Here is a 19,056-nt window from a genome sequence, read left to right as displayed (position 1 = left end):
TCGGCGAACAACGCATGATAGGGGCTGTAATCGGGCGCCTGCCAGTCGACGCGCTCTTCGTTGTCGAAGAAATGGGCTTCCTTCACGGGGGGCAATTCGAGCGCGGGCAGTTCCGACAGATAATCGTGCAGCGCGGTGGTGCCCGCCTTCTGTACGCCGGCGATGAGGAAGCCGACGCGCTTGCCGGCGTCGGCCTCTCTCACTTTTCGCGCAGCGCCGTGCGCATCGCGTCGGTCATCGGACCAAGCAGATAATCCATGATCGTGCGCGATCCGGTGATGATGCTGACCGAAGCCTGCATGCCCGGCGTCATGTGGACGTCACTGCCGCTCCTGGTGAGCTGGGCCGGATCGACCTTGATCTGCACGAGGTAATAGGCCTCGCGCGATTGGCCGGCCGCCCCGGCCTGGGTCGGGTCGTCCATCGTCGCGTCGGGCGCCACCGCGGTCACGCGGCCGTCGATCGGCGGGGTCGTGCGCGGATTGTACGCGGTCAGCGTGACGCGCGCCGGCATGCCGAGATGGACTTCGGCGATGTCGTTCGGCTTGACGTGGGCGTTGAGCACCAGCGCGGTTCCGGTCGGCACGATGTCGAGCAGGCGCTCGCCGGGTCCGGCGACGCCGCCTTCGGTGAACTGGGTCAGATTGAACACATAGCCGTCCGCCGGCGCGCGGACCGTCGTCTCGAACAGCGATTCGGACACGGCCCGCAGTTTAGGCGCGGCTTCGGCCAATTTGTCCTGGGCCTGGCGAATGCCGTTGGCGGCCTCGCCCTGGCGCTTCTCCTCGAGCTGCGCGACCTGGATGCTGACGCTGCCGATCGATTGCTGCGCGCGTGCGATATCGGACTGGATCGAACCCCTCTGGCCCTTGAGCTGCGCCGCGCCGCGTTCCAGCGATGTGACGCGCGTCTTGGGCGCATAGCCAAGCTGGTTCAGCTCGCGCACGCCGCCAAGCTCGTCGGCGATCGAGCCCGACTGGATGTCGACCGACGTCATCTGGGCGCGCATGCCCTGGATCTGGATCTGGAGCTGCTGCGCCTGGCTGCGCAACACGCTGCCCTGGCTGCTGTACAGCATCATGGTCGAGGTATGGAGCGCGCGCTCGCCGGCGAGCAAGGCCGCGACCTGCGGGTCCGACTGGTGGGCGAGAAGTTCGGCCGGGAAATGAATGTCCATCGAGCCGGCCTGCTGCGCCTGGTATCGGGCGATGTCGGCCAGCGACGTGTAATATTGCGCCTGCCACACATCGACATTGGACTGGACCTGGACGGGATCCATCTGGAGCAACACCTGACCACGGTGCACGAATTGCCCTTCGCGCACGAAGATGTGCCGGATGATGCCGCCATCGCGGTGCTTGATGACCTTGCTGTTGCCCTCGACCCGAACCGAAGCGGGCGCGACGATCGCGCCCTTGATGTGGGCCAGCAAGGCCCACAGGAACAACCCGACGACCAGCACGACCACGACCACCGTTCCGCCGACGATCGGCCGGCGCAGGCGCAGCCGGATGATCTCGCTCTCGCCCTGATCCAGCTCGCTGAAACCGGGTTGAGGATCGGCCGGGACCGCGGGCTCGCCACGGATCTGGCGGACGATTTCTCCGAACCGGCTCACGAGCCGACCTCCGTCAGTTTGGCGGGCTGCTCCGGCTCCTGGGGCTTGGCGGCGGGCTGGGGTTTCTTGGGCATGAAGCGGGCGAGCACCCGATCGCGCGGCCCATAATCGGCAATCTGGCCGTTCATGAGCAGGATGATCTTGTCGGCCATCGCGAACGCCGCGGGCTTGTGCGAGATCAGCACGATCGTGGCGCCGCGTTCCTTGGCGCGGCGGAGCGCGGCCATTAACGCCGCTTCGCCGTCCGGATCGAGATTGGCGTTGGGCTCGTCGAGGATGATCAGCTTGGGATCGCCGAACAAGGTGCGGGCAAGGCCGACGCGTTGGCGCTGACCCGCCGAAAGCACCGCACCGGCTTCGCCGAGATCGGTCTCATAGCCCTTGGGCAGGCGCAGGATCAGCTCGTGCGCGTCCGCCATCTTCGCGGCCGCGACGACCTGTTCGTCGGTCGCGTCGGCCAGAAAGCGGGCGATATTGTCGCGCACCGTGCCCGCGAACAATTCGGTGTCCTGCGGCTGATAGGCGACGTTGCGGCCGAAATCCTCGCGATCCCAGGTATAGACATCCGCACCATCGAGACGGACGGTGCCGGTGTTCGGCTTCCAGATGCCCACCAGCAGACGAGCAAGGGTGGATTTGCCCGCACCCGAAGGGCCGATGATGCCGACGAAATCGCCCGGCTCGATGCGGACGTTCAGATTGACCAGGACGAGCGCGGGCGCACCGAACGGCGCGAAGCTGACGTTTTCGACGCTCAGCGCGCCATTGGGGCTCGGAAGCTTGGTCACCGGTTCGGGCGGCTCATACTCGCACAGCATCCGGTCGAGGCGCTTATAGGCCTCGCGCGCTTCGACCAATTGCTTCCACGATCCGACGACACGCTCCAACGGCGCCAGCGCGCGCGACGCCAGGATCATATTGGCGAACAGCAGGCCCGATGGGATCGTGCGTTCCACCACCAGCCAGGCGCCGACCGCGATGATCAGGATCTGGATCAGCATGCGGACGAACCGGATCGCACCCGAATAGAAGGCGCCGCGCGACGAAGCCTCCGATCCCGATGCGACCGAGATGTAGCGGCTGCGCGCCCACTGACGCCCGATCGTCGGCAGCATGCCCAGCGCGCGCACCACTTCGCCGTTGCGGAGCGCCGCGTCGGTGAAGCTGTAATTCTGGATCGCGGCTTCGCTCGCTTCCTTGATCTTGCTGTGGGTGGCGCGGTCCTGCAGGAAGGCGAGCACCACCAGAGCGACGCCGCCGAGCAATGTGACCGTTCCGATCATCGGGTCGATGATGAACAGGATCAGCAGAAAAAGCGGCATCCACGGCAGGTCGAACAATATGCCGATCGCCTGACCGCCGATCGCCTGACGCACCGAATCGAGGTCGCGCAGCGCCTGGGAGCGTGTGCCGCGGCGGCGTACAACGGCATCGAACAGGGCGGCGAAAGTGCGGCTCGCCAATTGCTGGTCGAACACCACACCGAAGCCGCTGAGCACCTGCTGGCGGTAATGATCGATGATCGCCGAGACGAGGAACACGAAGGCGCAGCCGGCCGACAGGATGAACAAGGTCGAGCCCGACTGGCTGGTAATGACGCGGCTGTAGATCTGGTTGGTGTAGATCGGCAGCGCCAGATAGAGCAGGTTCGAGATCAGGCTGAACAGCGCCGCGAAGCCCATCGGCGCGAGGCCGAGCCGGATTGCGCGCGCGAGCGGGCTGGGGATCGGATGGCTGCCGCCGGAGGATGGTCTAGTCGCCATGTCAGTACGATCCTTGGGCAAGAGCGACGCGGAAGAAAAGCATCAACTTCTCGCAAATGGGCTGTCGGCCGGACATTCAGTGCGGCCGGATATCGTTAAGGGGGCACCGCGCGGTGTCACCGTTAGGCAGCCTGAGCCGGCTTTCGGTGATCGGCGTGAGCGGCTTGTTCATCAGCGCGCGACCCGGCGCGGGCGCGAGCGGGCCCGAATTCTCCGGATGCGGCACATTGCCGCCGGCCAGATCGGTCGAGAACGGACCGCGCGGGCTCGCCGACCCGATCCGGTCGAGGCCGCGCGCGACGAACTCGAGCGGCGTCGTGCCGGCATAGCGGACATGGCGGAAATAGGCCTCCGGATCATAGACCGTGATGTTTTCCGCGATCTGCTGCGCACTAAGTTCGCCGGTCGCTGCCAGCAAAGCCGCGTGCGAGACGTAGACCTGGAAGCGGTTCTGGACGAGCTGGAGCTCGGCCGACTGCAATTCTTCTTCGGCGTTGAGTGTCTCGATCGGTTCGCGCAGGCCGTTCAATTCCTCGCAGCTCATGCCGGCAAAGGCCTGTTGCGCGGAGTCGACCTGCCTCTGGCCGGTCGTGACTGCGACGCGCGAGGCCGAGAGCTGGACCCACGCACTGGTCACGGATTGCATGACAGAGCGGCGGGCAATGTCGATGCCCGCCTGATCGGCCCGATTGCGCGCGTCGGCTTCCCGAACCTGCGAATGGATCAGACCGCTTGAGAACAGCGGCTGGCTGATCGTGAAGCCGGCCACGGCCTCCTTCAGCGCGCTCCTGCCACCAACGCTTAAGAGCGTGTTGTTGCGAGATATGCCCTGGCCGAAGGCAGAGATGGTCGGCCCGCCCGATCCGCGCGTCGCCGCCGCGTTCGCACTCGACTGGGATTCGGTATATTGCGCGATATGCAGATTGGGGTTGTTCTGTTCGGCCAGATCGAAGGCGGCATCGATCGTCGGCGGCAGGGTGCCCAGTTGCGGCAATGGATCGAGCTGGCCGGGATTGTGGCCGACGATTTCGAGAAATTGCCCGCGCGACACGGCGAGATCGGCGTCGAGCGTCGCCATCTGGAGTTCGGCCGCGGCAAGGCGGGCATCCGACTGGGCGACGTCGGTCAGCGTGACGTCGCCGACCTGTTGACGCTTGGCGTTCTGGCGGAGCTGGCCGCGCAGGATTTCGACATTTTCGCGCCCGATCTCGACACGGGCCTCATCGCGAAGCACCCCCGCATAGACCTGGATCACATCCTGGACGACCTGCTCTTCGATCAGGCGGAGCTGCTCCCGGCCTCCCATCAGGCCGGCCTGGGCGGCAGCCAGCTGACCGCGCAGGCGGCCGGACGTATAGAGCGGCTGCTGAACCTGAAGCGTCGTTTGCTGCTGATCTGCGGGCCCGTGTAGAGCGCCCTCCCATTCATAGGCGTGCGTACCCTGCGTCTCCGCGGTTACGCTGGGTCCATATTGGCTGCGGGCCTGCACATATTGCTCGTCGCGCGCCTTCTGGAGATAGCGCTGCTGGACGAGCTGTGGATTGCGATCATAAGCCGCCGCGACCGCATCGGCGAGCGTCTCCGCCCAGGCTGAAACAGGCAAGCACAAGGCCAAAGCGGCGCACGCGAGGCGGCCGGCCAGGCTATTCGGCAGGGATGCGCGATTACGTATTGGAATCACTCTGAAATTTCCGCGGCCCAAGCCCACCCTATGGGTGCTCGACGGGCGGCGCTAAATAGACAGGCGTGACCGAGAGTCAATTGCGGCCGCGATGAGCCGATCGGCTCTCAACCGATTGTGCCGGCGACACGCGCATACATCGCCTCCAGCCGCGCGCTATAAGCCTCGGTCGAGAAGCGCGCCGCGGCATTCGGTCCAGCCGCCGCCATACGATCGCGCAAGCCGGCATCGGCATCGAGCGCCCTGATACCCGCGGCGATGGCGGCGACGTCATAAGGATCGACCTGCACCGCGGCATCGCCGGCTATTTCAGCCAGTGCGCCGCTGGACGAGGTCAACACGGGCGTGCCGAGCTGCATTGCCTCCAGCACGGGCAGGCCGAAGCCTTCGTGAATCGAGGGAAACAGCACCGCGCGCGCGCCCCGGATCAGCCGCGCAAGCAGCGGTCGGGGAAGATGCTCGAGCCGGCGCACGCGTTCGGCCATGCGGCGGCCATGGACGGTGTCGGCTTCGTCTTCGGGGACGAGCAGGCGCAATTCCTCCTGTGCCTGCCAGCCCCGTCCACCCGTCAGCACCAGCGGCGCGGATACGCCGGTCGCGAGATAGGCTTCGAGCAGGCGGCCGATATTCTTCTTCGGCTCGATCGCGCCGAAATGCAGGAAATAGCCCCGATGCGGCAGGCCGAAGATATTCTCGATCATCGCGGCGTCATCATCCCGATCGCTGTCCGGCGCGGAGAGCGGCGAGGCCTGATAGCAATTGGTGACGCAGTTCGGATCCAGGCCGAATTCGGCAATGATATCGGCCCGGCTCGTCTCCGACACGGTGCAGATATGTGCCGCCTGGCGCGTGCAGGCGGCAAGCAGGTCGCGATAGGCGCGTTTTGCGTCGAGCGTGGTGTAGGGCAGCCGCAGCGGCACCAGATCGTGGAAGGTATAGATGTTGGCCGCGCCCTCCAGCGTGATCGGCAGCGGATAGGTCCAGTGCATGATCGCCGGCGGCTGTTCTATTCGCAGCCGCAGGAAGCGCCTGTAGATATTGAAATGGCGGTGCGCGATCTCGAACAGGTTCGGCGTGGTCGTCAGCCGGTCGAACACGGGCAGGCGCTCGGCGAGATTGCCAGTCTCGATACGGCCGCTCGGCGTGACCTCCTCCATCCGGCGGGTATGGAATGGGCGCAGCGCCGCGCGCAGGATGCGCCGGCTGCGCTTGCGGCGCAGCTGCGGCGTCGGCGGCACCTGGCCGAGCCGGTCGTAGAACAGTACCTCGCGCATGTCCGCGTCCGGGCCGGCGTCGACCCCGAACAGGCCGGTTACCCGGTGCCCGCCGCCGCGCAGCGTATCGGTCAGGACATGACCATAGGTCGCAACGCCGGTGCCGTTCGGCAAAGCGAGATTATAACCATCGATGCCGACGTCGAACTTGATCATGATGCATCCGCCATCACGGCGGCATAAGCGCGCGTCAATCTTTCCGCGAAGCGCGGCGGGGCGAATCGATCGGCATTGATTTGCCCGGCGGCGGCAAGTGCTGAGCAAAGCGCATCGTCGGTGGCAAGGCGGCGAAGCGCCGTGGCGAGGCTCGCGACGTCCTCCGGATCGACCGCCAGCGCCGCCCCGCCGGCGGTCTCGGCCAGCGCCCCGCGGTCCGACGCCGCGACCGGCGTGTGCAGCGCCATCGCCTCCGCCACCGGCAAGCCGAAGCCTTCCGCAAGCGACGGCATGATCAAGGCGCGAGCATGGCCGATCAGCGCGCGCATCGCCGCGCGGTCGAGATAGGGCAGGCGGACCGCGCCGGGGGTCGCCGCAACCAGGCCGGCAATATCGTCCGCGCCCCAGCCGTCCGGGCCGGCGACAATGAGCGGCATCGCGACCTTGCTCTGGCGATAGGCCTCAAGCAGTCGGGCCAGATTCTTGCGTTTCTCGACCGTGCCGCAGGCGAGCAGGAATTGGCCGGGCATAATGCCGGGCGGTAGGTCGAACGCGCAGGTGGGTGTGGCGTCGACCGCGAGGCTGCAATCGACCACGAAGCCGGGTGGGCAGCCGGTCGCCCGCACGATCTCGCCGCGCGCCGTTTCCGACACCGCGATGAAGCGGGCCGCGCATTCCGCCAGCCGGTCGAGCAGGCGGCGATAGCGCCTGGCATCGATATGGGTGAGGTCGGGATGGAGCAGGGGGATGACGTCGTGAACGGTATAGAGGTTGTGCCAGCCGACCACGGCGAGCGGAACCGGATAGGTCCAGTGCATGATTCCGGGCGGCCCCGGCATGCGCACCGGCAAGGGGCTGCGATGCACGTCGAAATAGACCTGCGCCACGCGAAAGACGTCGGGCGCGAACAGCAATCGTTCCACGCCGGCGAGCGGCCGGGCCTCGCGCACGCCGGGAACCAGCGCGCGCAGCCAGCGGCCGGCGCGGCCGAACGACGCGGGCGCGGGCTCATCCAGAGCGGGGCGGTCGCTCAGCAACGCATGGTTTTCGCCGATCGCTTCATGCGCACGCTGGAGCTGGCGCGCATAGCTGCTCACCCCCGTGCCGCCCGCGCTGGCGAGCATGCGGGCATCCATGCACAGCCGTAGCGTGCCCAAAGTGTCGGCGGGATTTTGCGGTTCGGTCGGCATGCGTTAGGGAGCGTGCGCCGGGCATTCAGCCGCCGTCAATGGATCGACCGCCATCGGCCCGGTGAGGGGCTTGAGGACCGAGACTGCATGATCGAGTTCCAGAACGTCAGCAAAACCTATCACATCCGCAAGTTCGAGAAGCACGTCTTTACCGATCTGAACTTCAAGATCGAGCCTGGCGAGAGCATCGGCATTTGCGGCGCGAACGGCGCGGGCAAATCCACGCTGATGCGGCTGATCGCGGGTGTCGAGCAGCCGACCAGCGGCAGCATCATCCGCACCATGTCGACATCCTGGCCGATCGGCTATGCGAGCTGCTTCCAGTCGAGCCTGACCGGCGCCGACAATGCCCGCTTCATCGCGCGCATCTATAATATGGACGAGGCGCAGTTGCTCGATTTCGTCGAGGATTTCGCGCAGCTCGGGCCTTATCTCCATCAACCGATCCATACCTATTCGGCGGGCATGACCGCGCGCCTCGCGTTCGGCATCAGCCTCGCGATCGATTTCGACTGCTATCTGGTGGATGAGGTCACCGGTGCGGGCGACGAGCGCTTCCGCGTGCGCTGCGAAGAGGCTCTGCTCCATCGCCGCGACAATGCGACCCTGGTGATGATCAGCCACGATCCGGGCACCTTGCGCCAATTTTGCACGCGCGGCGCGGTGGTCTACGGCGGCACGCTCGTCTTCTTCGACACGATCGACGAGGCGAGCGAGGTTCACCACCGGCTGCAGATGCGCGCCGCCTGATTGCAGTCGTGCCGTCAACTGACTAGGCTCGTTTCAAACATGCTTGCGCCCGTTCGGCGGACATAGGCCTATCCTGAAGAGATCTCTTTTGAACATCACTGCGTTTTCGATGACGCCTTCCCCCCGTGCTCGCGCGCTCGGCGCGCTTTCAGGCCTGGCCCTGCTGGCCGGCTGTGCATCCCTGCCGTCAAGCGGCCCGACCGCGAGCGAGATCAGGCGCGGCACCCAGGATCAGAACCAGCTTGGCTTCAAGATCGTCGATATCGACGGGCCTTTGCTCCAGCAGATCGTTGCGCGCGATGCCGCAGCCGACGCCGCGCAGCCGACCCTCTCGAGCCTCGCCCGCGATGGCCGCAACGACGTTGTCGGGCCAGGCGATCTGCTTTCTATCGGGATCTACGAAGTCGGCGTGTCGCTGTTCGGCTCGTCCGCCGATAGCGGCGGCGTGGCCGACCCGTCGGCGCGGGCGGAAACCTTTCCGGAGGTGATTGTCGACCGCGATGGCACGATCACCTTGCCCTATGTCGGCCGTTTGAACGTGGCAGGGCACAGCACGACCGAGATCGAGGCGATGATCGTGCGCGGCCTGAAGGGAAAATCCCAGACGCCGCAGGCCCTGGTGTCGATCAAACAGAATATTTCCAGCACCGTCTACGTTGCCGGCGATGTCCACCAGCCCGGCCGCTATAATTTGACGCTGCAATCGGAACGGCTGCTGGACGCGATCGCGCTGGCGGGCGGCGCCACCAACAGTGCCGAAGATACGGTCGTGCGCTTCAATCGCGGCAGCCAGTTCCTGGAGGAACGGCTGGGCCGGATCCGGGCCGGGGCCGCGGACGATCTGATGCTGGTTCCGGGCGATCGCGTCGAACTGCTCAAGCGGCCGCGCAGCTTCATCTCGCTGGGTGCCACCGGCAAGGTCGAGCAGACCGACTTCGAAACCGGCGAGGTATCGCTGGCCGAAGCCGTGGCGCGGGCCGGCGGCCCGACCGACTCGGTCGCGGATCCGTCGGCAGTGTTCCTGTTCCGCTACGATCCGGCGGCGCCCGGTGGGACGGAGCGTCCCATTATCTATCGGCTGAACATGTTGCAGCCGGCGAGCTACTTCCTGGCGCAGCGCTTCGCGGTGCGCGACAAGGACGTGATCTATATCGCCAATGCCGCCGCCAACCGCCCGGCCAAGATGGTCAACATCATCAACCAGCTCTTCTCGCCGTTCGTCGCCGCGCGGGCGGTGACGCGATAGGGACGGACGGGGCACAATCTCGATTTCCAGCCCAACCTGGGTTAAGCGCTCGGGCGCGGCGCGCAACGGCGCTCGAGGATCGGACATTGCCGCCAAGGAAGATTGATCGAGCGCCGGACATGACAGGTTCGCCCGAAGCCCGATCCGACGGCGTGCTGGAAAGTTTTCTCGCGGCGCATCCCCGGCTCGATCTGGCGGGCGAAATCACGGCCGCGGACGGTTCGCAGGCCGTGGTCCATGCGCCCGAATGCCTGCAGGACGAACGCGATTATCGCGGTGCGCTGCAACGCTGGTTCGGCCTGCTGACGGTCGGCGGCGTGCTGGTGCTGACTGTTCCGCACGCCTTTCTCGACGCGCGGCAGGATCGGTTGCCGCCGCCCCGGCGGCCGCGCCAGCAACGGCTCTACACGCCAGCTTCTCTGTTGAGCGAGGTCGAAGAGGCGCTCGCCCCCAACAGCTATCGCCTGCGCTGGCTCGCCGATCGCGACGGCGGTTACGATTATGCGCTCGATCGCGCGACACCGCCGACGGGGCAGCATGATATCGCGCTCGTGATCGAGCGGATTGCGCCGCCCGCCTGGGACCTGGCGCCGCCGAAGCCCGCTGCGGCGCCGCCGCCTGACTATGCGTTCGAACCGCTGCGGACCCGGGCGGAGACGATGGCGGCCGGTAGTGTGCAGCGCATCTTGCTGCTCAAGCTCGACCATCTTGGGGATTTCGTCATGGCGGCGCCGGCGATGCGCGCGGTTCGGGCGCATTTTCCGGACGCCCATATCACTTTGGTGGTGGCCGAATGGAATGCGGGGCTCGCCCGGCGGATCGGCATCGCCGACGAATTGCTGATTTTCGAAGCTTTCCCGCGCAACACTGGCGAGGTGGGTGTCGATATCGGAGCCAGGCTGGCGCAGTTCGATGCGCTCATAATACAGCACTACGATCTCGCGATCGACCTGCGCACCTTCGGCGACACGCGCCTACTGCTGCGCAATGTCGACGCCGACCATAAAGCGGGGATCGGCCATCGCGGCGCGTATCCCTTCCTCGACATATTCCTGCCGCTTGATCCGGCCTCGGACGCTGTCGATCATGCATGGTCGATGGACATCGGCGTAGGGGAATTCTTCGTACTGGGTACTGGCGAGCGCAGCCCGTTCCAGATTGGCTGCGATGGTTTTGCGGCGGAGAACGGGCCGCAGGTCTTGACCTGGGGGCCGTATCGCAACCTGATGCCGGGCGATTATCTGTTCCAGCCCTTCCTCGACGCCGATTTCACGCAGGCAGGGTTGTTGGCTTACGACATCGCGATCGATACGCGGCGCATCGCGTACGGCGTGTTCGACGGGCGTTCCGATGTGCACGTACCCTTCACCGTCGCCGACAAAGCGGCCCAGTTCGAATTCCGTCTGTGGACCGTCGGCGGCGAACCTGTGGTGGATTTCCGTTTTTATGGCGGTAGGCTGATCAAGCAGGGTGCAGCGGCCACGCTCCATCAGTCCGAATATCTCTCCCTTTTGGTGGAGCTGGTGGCGATGCGGCTGAACGGCACCGCCCCGCGCGCCGCGCGGAGCGACGCGCGATGAGCCACATCGTCGTCGCGCCCTTTTCGAACAGCGATATTCGCGATTGGCCGGCTGCGCACTACCGCGCGCTGATCGCGCGATTGGTGGCGGAATGGGATGGCCTGGTTCGTGTGGTCGGCGCGCCCAGTCAGGCGATCCGGACGCGGGAGATCGTGCGCCCGTTCGATCCGAACCGGGTGGTCAACGATTGCGGCCGCGGCGGCTTGGAAGACACGGCCGATCTGATCCGGTCGGCCGCGTGCGTGATCGGTAACAATTCGGGCATCGCCCATCTCGCGGCCTTCGAAGGCGTGCCGACCGTGTGCGTGTTCGGCGGAGCACACCAGCGGCTGGAATGGCGGCCGCTTGGCAGCCATGTCGTCACGCTGTCGCGCGCCATCGCCTGCTCGCCCTGCCATTTCCATCATGCCGCCCATTGTCCGTACGGGCTGGCCTGCCTTGAACAGATCACACCGGACGCGGTGTTCGAAACCACTTCGCGGCTTATCAACCACGCACCCGGGGAGCTATTTGCCGATGTCGCATGAACCTCCTGCCGGCTGGGTCGAGCGGCGCGTGCGCGCGGCGATGCAAAATGAAACCGATGCGCTGCGCACAGCGATCGCTACGCTGGCCGACATGGTCCGGGTAGACCGCGAGGCGGTTCAGGCCGAACGGGATGCGGCGCAGGCCGACCGCGAGGCGGTCCGGGCCGACCGGGATGCGGATCGCGCCGCAATTGCCGAAGCGCGGGGGCAGGCGGCCGAACTGCGGGGGATGATCGAGCTATTGAGCGCGGAGTTGCGTGCGCGCTCCGAACAGACCGAGGCCGGCCTGATCGCGTTACGCGAGGCGATGGATCGCGACGAGCGGATCGAAAAGCTGCGTTTGCACCTGGAAGGATTCTCCGCCCAGCACCGCTGGGACGTGGATCAGCTGCGGCAGTCGTTGGCGGCCGTGGCCGAGCGCCTTCCGCTCGGCGACTGACGCCCGGTCGGCGCACGAACCGGCCTAGAGATACCAGGCAGGTCCGATGGCAGGCTGTACTTCGAGAGAGTCACGGCGCAGATTCGGATGCCAGGCCGGATCGGTATCGAACCAGCTTCTCCAGCGGGACAGGAACAAAGCCATATCGTCGCCCGGCGGCAGCCGCTCGCCGCGTGACGCCTTTTCGCTATGCACCATCTCGGCCATCGGTGTGCAGACGATGCGATAGCCGAGCGCACGGATGCGCAGGCAGAGATCGGTATCGTTGAATTCGAGGCTGAACCTTTCCTCGAAGCCGTCGACCTCTTCCAGCACCGACCGCCGCGTCGCGAACAATGCACCCGTCACCATCGACCATTCGCGCTGGACCAAGGCCCAGTCCTGATAAGTGCCCTCGACTTCCCTGCGGGACAGCCAAACATGGGCGGCGGCGGGCCCGTGCGGCGCCAGGCCGGCGTGCTGGAGCCGGCCGTCATCGTAAAGAAGCCGCGCGCCGACGCCGCCTACGCTCTGATCGACCGTCAAGCTGATCAAGGCCTTGAGCCAATTGGGATCGGACGGCAGGCAATCGTCGTTGAGCAGGACGATCTGCTCGGTTTCGGCCAGACGCCACAGCAGGTTCATCTTGGCGGCATAGTTGAATGGCGCCTCCGACGGGCGCGTGGTCTCGATCCTGCGCAAAGCGAACGGCCATGTCTTGCGGGCCCAGGCGGGCTCTCCGGCAACGTCGTCGCCGATCAGCAATGTTAGCTTGTCCATCGGCCAGTCGGTCTTGGCGATCGCCGCCAGCAGCCGTTCGACATATGTGCCTCTGCCGTTGCGGACCTTGCTGCGGCAGGTCGGCACGGCGATGGTGACGGCAGGGGCGATGTCCTGGTCGAAGGGCCGCAGCAGCGCGAAGCTGTCGGGCGTACGGCCCTTCGCGATCATCCCGGTAAGCGAGGGCTGAGCTTCCAGCATGCTTGCATAATCGTCCCGCGTGGCGCGAATCCGCGCGCCAGGATGCGCAAGCAGCACGTTCGGAATCCGTGCGATCGACAGGCCCGCTTCATGGGCCCTGAACAACAGGTCGGCGATGGCAGCGGTGCCCCGGTCGGGGTTGAGTCCGCCCAGTTCTTCGAACGCGGATACGCGCACGAAAACGGGGGTGCCGATATAATCCTGCGCGGTCAGCAGGGTCAGGTCGAATTCGGGCTTGAGCCGGATCTGGTCGACCACCCACTCGGTCCGGGCGGCGACATCGTCGGCATAGAAGATGGCTGCGTCGGGTCGGTGCACGAAGAAGTGGTTGGCCGCAAAGTAGAATTCCGGCGCAAGGAAGCTCCCTGCCGGTGCGAAGGCGATCCAGTCGCCCTGCTGGGTGCGCCAGTGTTCGAGCGTTTGTGCGTCGGCCGATCCGTCGGGCGCCAACAGCACCATCCGGAGATGCGGCGAGAAATCGGCCTGCTCGGCCGGAATGCCACATGCGGCGCGGATGTTCAGCCGGTTCGCAGCGCCATAACACGGGTTCGCCACGGTGTCGCGCAAGCTGCCGGCGATCAAGCCGCCGACGGCGTCATAGGACAGGCGTTCGCCGATGCGCGCGCGGGCGGCGTCGCCCTTTACGGTGTCCCCGGCCTCGACATCATGGGCGGCTTTCCGGAGCGCCGCCGACAAAGACGGCTCGTCGATCCGCGCCCATTCGCCGTCTTTCTTGTAATGGCCGAAATCGCGATCGAGCCGCCAGCGGCGCGCCTTGACCGGGTAGCCGGTCGCGACGTCGAGATGGTCGGCGCTGCCGCCGAAATCGGTCGCGACCACCGGTTTCCCGGCTGCCATCGCCTCCGCGATCGTCAGCCCGAATCCTTCCGAGCAATGCGGCGAGGCATAGATATCAGCCGCTGCCAGCAATTCTTCCAGGCCGCCGGTCGGCAGACTGCGGTCGATCAGGATGACGTTGGGAACGCTTTCGGCGAGCGTACGGAAGGCGGCACCGTCCTCGGGCCGGTCCATCAGATGCTTGGTCTTGAGCACCAGGCTCCAACCCGCATCACCCAGGCCCGACGCCGCGAAGGCGCGGACCAAGGCATGGGGATTCTTGCGGACGAGATAGCTCGACCCGTCGAAGATATAGAGGATCGCGCGCCGGCCGGCCGGCACGCCGAAGCGCGTCAGCACGGCCGCGCGATCGACCGGCTGCGCGGGCGGGAGCGGCACCGCATGCGGGATGACGTCGACGCGTGCGCCTTCCTCGCCTGCGAATAAATCGGCGCAATATTGGCTCGGCGCCCAGATGCGATCGACCGAGCTGAAATCGGTGCGCCATTCGGGCGGGATGTGCCCCATCTCCCACACCCAATAGCCGACGCGGCGGCCGGCGCGGCGGATCGCGTGGCGCTGGTCGTCGGTCAGCAGAAACCAACTGTCGGGGTTGAGGTGGACGATCGCGACGTCGGCGTCGCCGGCAAAGTCGACGATATCGACTGCCGGTGCGAGCGGGCGGTGGACGTGGAACGGCTTCTTGATCGGATGCAGGTTCACCCGCGCGCCGCTGCGCTGGAGGGCGGCTATTATCCCGCGCGCGGCGAAGCCCAGGCCGTTGTCGTAATTCCAGGGGCCGTAAAAGGCGACCTTGAGCCGCTGGCCTTCCCGCGGCGTGAAATGCCGCGGATGCGCGATCAGCGTGCCCGCTTCCTCGGCCGGGACGACCTCTGCGCTCGCCGCGATCGTCTGATCGATCAGGTCCAGGTCGAAGCCCGCTTCAGCCAGGGCCTCGCGCCAGCCAGTCAGATCCGCTTCGGCGAAATGACCGCGCACCAGCAATGCCTTCACGAACGGAAAGCCCGCCCCGATCAGCCGGCGCCAATCATAGAGGGTCGGATTGGCCGCGCGCGGACTCGGGTACAGGATTTCGACCCTATGCCCCGTGCGTTCGACATCGCCCGCGAACCGCACTTCGTAAACACGGATCACAGCATCCTTGTCGCGCAGGATCCGCACATTTTCGAAGAAGGCATGTAGCCACCAGGAGGACAGCAGACGCGGCTTGAGCGCGACGAAGAAAGTCTGGACGTGCCAGCGATATTCGTGGCTCTCGGTCAGCCCGACCAGGTCGGCGTCGCTCGCGCGGATGCGGTCGAGCATCGCGGCGAAGCGGGCTTGGCCGGCCGGGCCGATCAGGCTGTCATTAGCCAGATAGAGCGTTGCTGCACCATAGACTTCGGGATGCAGATGGATCGCATGCGCCCAGGCCGCGAAATCATAGCCCGCATTTTCGCGCACCATCACGCCGGCAGCGAGATCGGCCAGCGCATGCGGGATATCTACCTCGCGGTCCGTCACCACGATCAGCAGGACCGCCATGCCGGCCTGGGTCAAAGCGCTCAGATAAGGCGCGACGTGCGGCTTGATCCGTCCGGTCGCGCTATGCGTGACGAACAAAGCGACTTCCTGGCCGGGCGCCATGCGGAATGGTTTGAGCACCTCGATCCGCGCCGCCCAGGCGGGCGGCGGCGGGGCGGCTATGGGTGCGGGCGGCACTTCGATCGCCGCCGCGGCGATCGCGTCCGCCGCGTCCATCTCGGCCAGCTCGTTCGCGGCGTGCGGGTTGCCGTCGACAGCGAGGCTCAGGCCGTAAAGATCGCGCGCGCGGCCCGGATCGCCGGCCAGCCTGCGCGATCGTGCCCAGCACAGAAGCAGATCGGTATCGTCGGGATCGATATCGGCGGCGCGGCCGTAAGCGGCATCCGCGCCGGGATGATCCGCCAACTGCGTCAGCATGTGGCCGAGCTGAACCCAGATCGCGAAGTCCTGCGGCTGTTCCTCCAGATGCCGGCGATAATGGCCCACGGCATCGGCCCAGCGGCCCTTGTCGCGCGCGCGATTGCCGAGCCGCCGCGCGGTAGGTTTCTGGAACAGCTTGCCCAACATCAGATGGCGGTCTCTAGCAGGTCCTGCGCGGCGGCAAACACCTCCTCCGGCCGGATATGGCGCAGGCAGGCGAAATCCTTGCCGCAGTCTTCCCCGTCCAGCCCGATGCCGCAGCCGGCGCACGGCACCCGGCGGCTGATGATCCGGCCGGTCATTTCTTGGCCCCATTCGCTCCAGTTGAGCCGCGCCATATGCAGGCTGACCACGGGCGCGCCGCGCAAGGCGGCGAGGTGCTTGGGTCCGCTATCGTTGCCGACGAACAGCGCGCAATGCGCCAGCAGCGCGTCGAATTGCGCGAACGCCAGCTGCCCCGCAATCACATGGACGCGCGTCGAATGCTCGCCTTCGGCCAGCGCGCGCTCGGCCGTCGCCATATCGTCCGCGAACAGGACGATCTTCAGGTCCGTCCGCTCCAGCAGCATGCGCATCAGATCGGCGAAATAGGGCCAGCGCGTATAAGCAAGACGCGCCCCGGCGTGGATCACGGCGTATCGCTGCCCCTCGGCGATCCCGAGCGCGGCAAGGCCGGCACGATCGGGGTTGGCCAGGGGCTTCGCCTGACCTTGCGCCATGATGCCCAGCCCCTCGACCAGCAGAAGCATCTTGCGCGACGGCGGCACGATCTCGATCCCGTTGACGGGATCGTGCACATTGAAATCCAGCCCGGCGTCGAGCCATGGCGACTGGCGATCCTTGAAACCATACAGGAAGCGCGCGCCGCTCAACAGCAGCAACGCCCGGGATGCGTCGCCCTCACCAAGATCGATCGCGATATCGAACGCGTAAGGACCGAGCGTGCGCCGCAATCTGTCCTGCGCCTCCAGTGGCAGCACGCGCCGCCGCTCGCTCGGGCTCTCGGAAAAGTCGATCGCGACGACCTCGTCGAACAGCGCAAGTTGCTCTGCCAGCACAGCATTGGCGGACGTCATCAGCCCAATCAGGCGCGCATCCGGAAACAAGGCGCGCAACCGCCGGATCGCCGGCACCGAACAGACGAGATCGCCGAGTTGATCGACCCGCTGAACCAGGATCGTGCGAACCGGATCGGGCAGCAATCGCCGTTCGGTCGTGCGCACCATGCTGGGCCGGGCATTGATCGCATCTTCGATCGAGCTCGCTTCAGCCGGCAACGCCACCAGCGCGTCGGAATCGGGGCGCGTATCTTCGTCCAGCGGTGGCGCCACCAGAATAGTCTCGCGATGGCGGCGGACGCGGCGGCCGGACGCGTCGTGAAATGCCAGCTCGATGACATGGCGGCCGGGCGCGACACTCGAGAAATCGTGCCAGATATTGAAGACGTACTTGGTTTGCGGCTCGCTTCCGCCCGCGACCGGATAGGCTTGCAGCGGCTCGCTGTGCACCAGCTTGTCGTCGATCAGCAGGCGGATTTCGCTGAGCGGGCCGGGCGCGAGCCGATAGCCGCGGATCGCCTCGATCCCGCGCATGACCTTGAGGTCGCCCCAGCGGCTGTGCGCGCGTCGTCCGCCCAAGCGGAACAGCCGCAGGATATTGCGATCGACGGCGGGTGGAGCTTCATCGCCGCGCGGCAGCACTTCCGGCACTACCCAATCCTGGCCGGCATGCGGGATGCTCGCGCCGTCCACCGCGCCGCCGACCGACACCAACTCGCGCTCCGCCTCGCGCCAGCCGGGGTTCAATGCAAGCGCACGGGCATAACTTGCCTCGGCTTTTTCGGGACGCCCCGCGATCTTGTAGAAATGGCCTATCTGCAGCGCGAGATCGGCATCGTTCGGCAGATCGATCGCCGCGCGCGCATATTGCTCTTCCGCGCCGTCCAGATCGCCCGAATCCTTCAGCATGTGGCCGCACTGGATGCGGATGCGGGCATTTTCGGGATTGAAGCGCAACGCCTCCTCATACAGCGCGGCGGCGACACGATATTGGCGTGCATCGCGCGCCGCGTTGGCGCGAACGATCAGCCGGCGCGCGACACCGGCGCGGGAACGCGACGGGATCTCCCCGATGACCGTCCGTATCAGCCGCGGGAGCAACGGTATGTCCTCGCCTGCATACAATCAGCTGCTTACGCGTCCGCGCCTGTCCGCCAGGACGCTCGCGAGCATGTCGTCCAGCGTATGAGCAGGCGCCCAGCCAATAGCGCGCCCGATCGCCGTAGCATCGACCGCGGCGCGAGCTATCTCACTCGCCCGCATCCGCTGCGGGTCCTGCTGTACCACGGTTTCGACCGGACTCAGCGCACGAAGACGGTCGAGGATCGCGCCGATCCGCACGGACGTGCCGGAAGCGATGTTGAAAACGTTGCGCGGCGGCAGCGTCTTCGCTTGCACCAGCAGTTCCAGATAGGCCGCGATGACATCGCGCACGTCGAGGAAGTCGCGCTCCGCCTCGAGATTGCCGACGCGGATTACGGAGGCAGCACCTTGTTCGACGCGGACGATCTGGTCCGCGAACGCCGGAATCACGAACGCATCGGTCTGGCCCGGCCCGCTGTGGTTGGACGCGCGCACTACGATCAGCTGGGCTTGCGGGGGCAGGACGTCGGCGAACATCGCCTCCGCGGCCGCCTTGGATCGGGCATAGGCCGATTGCGGACGGAGCGGCGAAGCTTCGGTTGCGATTTCGTGCGTAAAGGTCAGGCCGTAGACTTCGACGCTGCTGACGAACAGCAAGGTGCAGTCGGGAACCGTCGTCGCCAGGGCGCGCGCCAGAGCAAGGCTGCCGCACAGGTTAAGCGACCAGGTCGCAGCGGCCGCGACGGCCGACTGGCCGACCGAGGATTGCGCGGCGAGATGAACGACCAGATCGGGCCGCACCTCCGCGATCGCGGAGGCGATGCCGTGGGAATCCTCCAGATCGAAGGTGACGTAATCGTGATCGGCCGGCCATTCGGATCGGGGCATCCGCGTCGTCAGAAACAGCCGCGCGTCGGGCCTCATCCTGC

The 19,056-nt window shown here is 66.2% G+C and carries 13 protein-coding genes and 1 pseudogene; 5 read left to right on the top strand and 9 right to left on the bottom strand.

Features of this window, described 5'->3' with window-relative positions; genetic code table 11:
• The 6 genes and pseudogenes from VK533_RS11850 to VK533_RS11825 all read right to left on the bottom strand — a co-directional run.
• Positions 1 to 203 (bottom strand): annotated as a pseudogene (locus VK533_RS11850) (hypothetical protein); the annotation flags it as partial.
• Positions 200 to 1,618 (bottom strand): HlyD family type I secretion periplasmic adaptor subunit, encoded by a 1,419-nt coding sequence (locus tag VK533_RS11845; protein ID WP_324377876.1) that lies wholly within the window; start codon positions 1,616 to 1,618, stop codon positions 200 to 202. The pseudogene VK533_RS11850 and the gene VK533_RS11845, both read right to left, overlap by 4 nt.
• Positions 1,615 to 3,381, bottom strand: coding sequence for a type I secretion system permease/ATPase (locus tag VK533_RS11840; protein WP_324377875.1), 1,767 nt, complete (start codon positions 3,379 to 3,381; stop codon positions 1,615 to 1,617). The genes VK533_RS11845 and VK533_RS11840 overlap by 4 nt, the downstream gene beginning before the upstream one ends.
• A gap of 76 nt (positions 3,382 to 3,457) precedes the next feature.
• Complete coding sequence (locus VK533_RS11835) at positions 3,458 to 4,984, bottom strand: TolC family outer membrane protein (protein ID WP_324377873.1); 1,527 nt, start codon at positions 4,982 to 4,984, stop codon at positions 3,458 to 3,460.
• 185 nt (positions 4,985 to 5,169) lie between these two features.
• Positions 5,170 to 6,492: a glycosyltransferase family 1 protein gene (locus VK533_RS11830; RefSeq protein ID WP_324377871.1), complete on the bottom strand. Its 1,323-nt coding sequence runs from the start codon at positions 6,490 to 6,492 to the stop codon at positions 5,170 to 5,172.
• A complete protein-coding gene (locus VK533_RS11825; RefSeq protein WP_324377869.1) occupies positions 6,489 to 7,682 on the bottom strand; it encodes a glycosyltransferase family 1 protein in 1,194 nt (397 codons plus the stop codon). The genes VK533_RS11830 and VK533_RS11825 overlap by 4 nt, the downstream gene beginning before the upstream one ends.
• A gap of 87 nt (positions 7,683 to 7,769) precedes the next feature.
• On the opposite strand from VK533_RS11825, the gene VK533_RS11820 reads away from it, so the two are divergent.
• From VK533_RS11820 to VK533_RS11800, 5 genes are all read left to right on the top strand, one after another.
• Complete coding sequence (locus VK533_RS11820) at positions 7,770 to 8,432, top strand: ABC transporter ATP-binding protein (protein WP_324377867.1); 663 nt, start codon at positions 7,770 to 7,772, stop codon at positions 8,430 to 8,432.
• Between the two features lie 109 nt (positions 8,433 to 8,541).
• The gene (locus VK533_RS11815) at positions 8,542 to 9,678 is read left to right on the top strand and encodes a polysaccharide biosynthesis/export family protein (protein WP_324377865.1); all 1,137 of its coding nucleotides are present in this window, start codon (positions 8,542 to 8,544) and stop codon (positions 9,676 to 9,678) included.
• Between the two features lie 119 nt (positions 9,679 to 9,797).
• Positions 9,798 to 11,258, top strand: coding sequence for a hypothetical protein (locus tag VK533_RS11810; RefSeq protein WP_324377863.1), 1,461 nt, complete (start codon positions 9,798 to 9,800; stop codon positions 11,256 to 11,258).
• Positions 11,255 to 11,785, top strand: coding sequence for a glycosyltransferase family 9 protein (locus VK533_RS11805; RefSeq protein WP_324377861.1), 531 nt, complete (start codon positions 11,255 to 11,257; stop codon positions 11,783 to 11,785). The genes VK533_RS11810 and VK533_RS11805 overlap by 4 nt, the downstream gene beginning before the upstream one ends.
• On the top strand, positions 11,775 to 12,224 hold the full coding sequence (locus tag VK533_RS11800; protein WP_324377859.1) for a hypothetical protein: 450 nt from the start codon (positions 11,775 to 11,777) through the stop codon (positions 12,222 to 12,224). Before VK533_RS11805 ends, VK533_RS11800 begins: the two co-directional genes overlap by 11 nt.
• A 24-nt stretch (positions 12,225 to 12,248) precedes the next feature.
• On the opposite strand, the gene VK533_RS11795 is transcribed toward VK533_RS11800, so the two are convergent.
• From VK533_RS11795 to VK533_RS11785, 3 genes are all read right to left on the bottom strand, one after another.
• Positions 12,249 to 16,133 carry a glycosyltransferase gene (locus tag VK533_RS11795; RefSeq protein WP_324377857.1) on the bottom strand — a complete coding sequence of 1,295 codons (3,885 nt, stop codon included), beginning with the start codon at positions 16,131 to 16,133 and terminating at the stop codon, positions 12,249 to 12,251.
• Positions 16,133 to 18,145, bottom strand: coding sequence for a glycosyltransferase family 9 protein (locus VK533_RS11790; protein ID WP_324377855.1), 2,013 nt, complete (start codon positions 18,143 to 18,145; stop codon positions 16,133 to 16,135). The genes VK533_RS11795 and VK533_RS11790 overlap by 1 nt, the downstream gene beginning before the upstream one ends.
• A gap of 24 nt (positions 18,146 to 18,169) precedes the next feature.
• Positions 18,170 to 19,056 (bottom strand): GDP-mannose 4,6-dehydratase (locus VK533_RS11785; protein WP_324377854.1); only part of this gene is annotated, 887 nt, incomplete at its 5' end.

The sequence above is a fragment of the Sphingomonas sp. genome (genome assembly GCF_035317925.1).
Taxonomy (GTDB): Bacteria; Pseudomonadota; Alphaproteobacteria; order Sphingomonadales; family Sphingomonadaceae; genus Sphingomonas_I.
This window is presented reverse-complemented; position numbering and strand designations above follow the sequence as displayed.

Excerpts from the sequence above, each read along its gene's own strand:
- VK533_RS11840 (WP_324377875.1), bottom strand. The coding sequence starts at position 3,381 with ATGGCGACTAGACCATCCTCCGGCGGCAGCCATCCGATCCCCAGCCCG.
- VK533_RS11810 (WP_324377863.1), top strand. The coding sequence starts at position 9,798 with ATGACAGGTTCGCCCGAAGCCCGATCCGACGGCGTGCTGGAAAGTTTT.
- VK533_RS11805 (WP_324377861.1), top strand. The coding sequence starts at position 11,255 with ATGAGCCACATCGTCGTCGCGCCCTTTTCGAACAGCGATATTCGCGAT.
- VK533_RS11830 (WP_324377871.1), bottom strand. The coding sequence starts at position 6,492 with ATGATCAAGTTCGACGTCGGCATCGATGGTTATAATCTCGCTTTGCCG.
- VK533_RS11795 (WP_324377857.1), bottom strand. The coding sequence starts at position 16,133 with ATGTTGGGCAAGCTGTTCCAGAAACCTACCGCGCGGCGGCTCGGCAAT.
- VK533_RS11800 (WP_324377859.1), top strand. The coding sequence starts at position 11,775 with ATGTCGCATGAACCTCCTGCCGGCTGGGTCGAGCGGCGCGTGCGCGCG.
- VK533_RS11825 (WP_324377869.1), bottom strand. The coding sequence starts at position 7,682 with ATGCCGACCGAACCGCAAAATCCCGCCGACACTTTGGGCACGCTACGG.
- VK533_RS11815 (WP_324377865.1), top strand. The coding sequence starts at position 8,542 with ATGACGCCTTCCCCCCGTGCTCGCGCGCTCGGCGCGCTTTCAGGCCTG.
- VK533_RS11820 (WP_324377867.1), top strand. The coding sequence starts at position 7,770 with ATGATCGAGTTCCAGAACGTCAGCAAAACCTATCACATCCGCAAGTTC.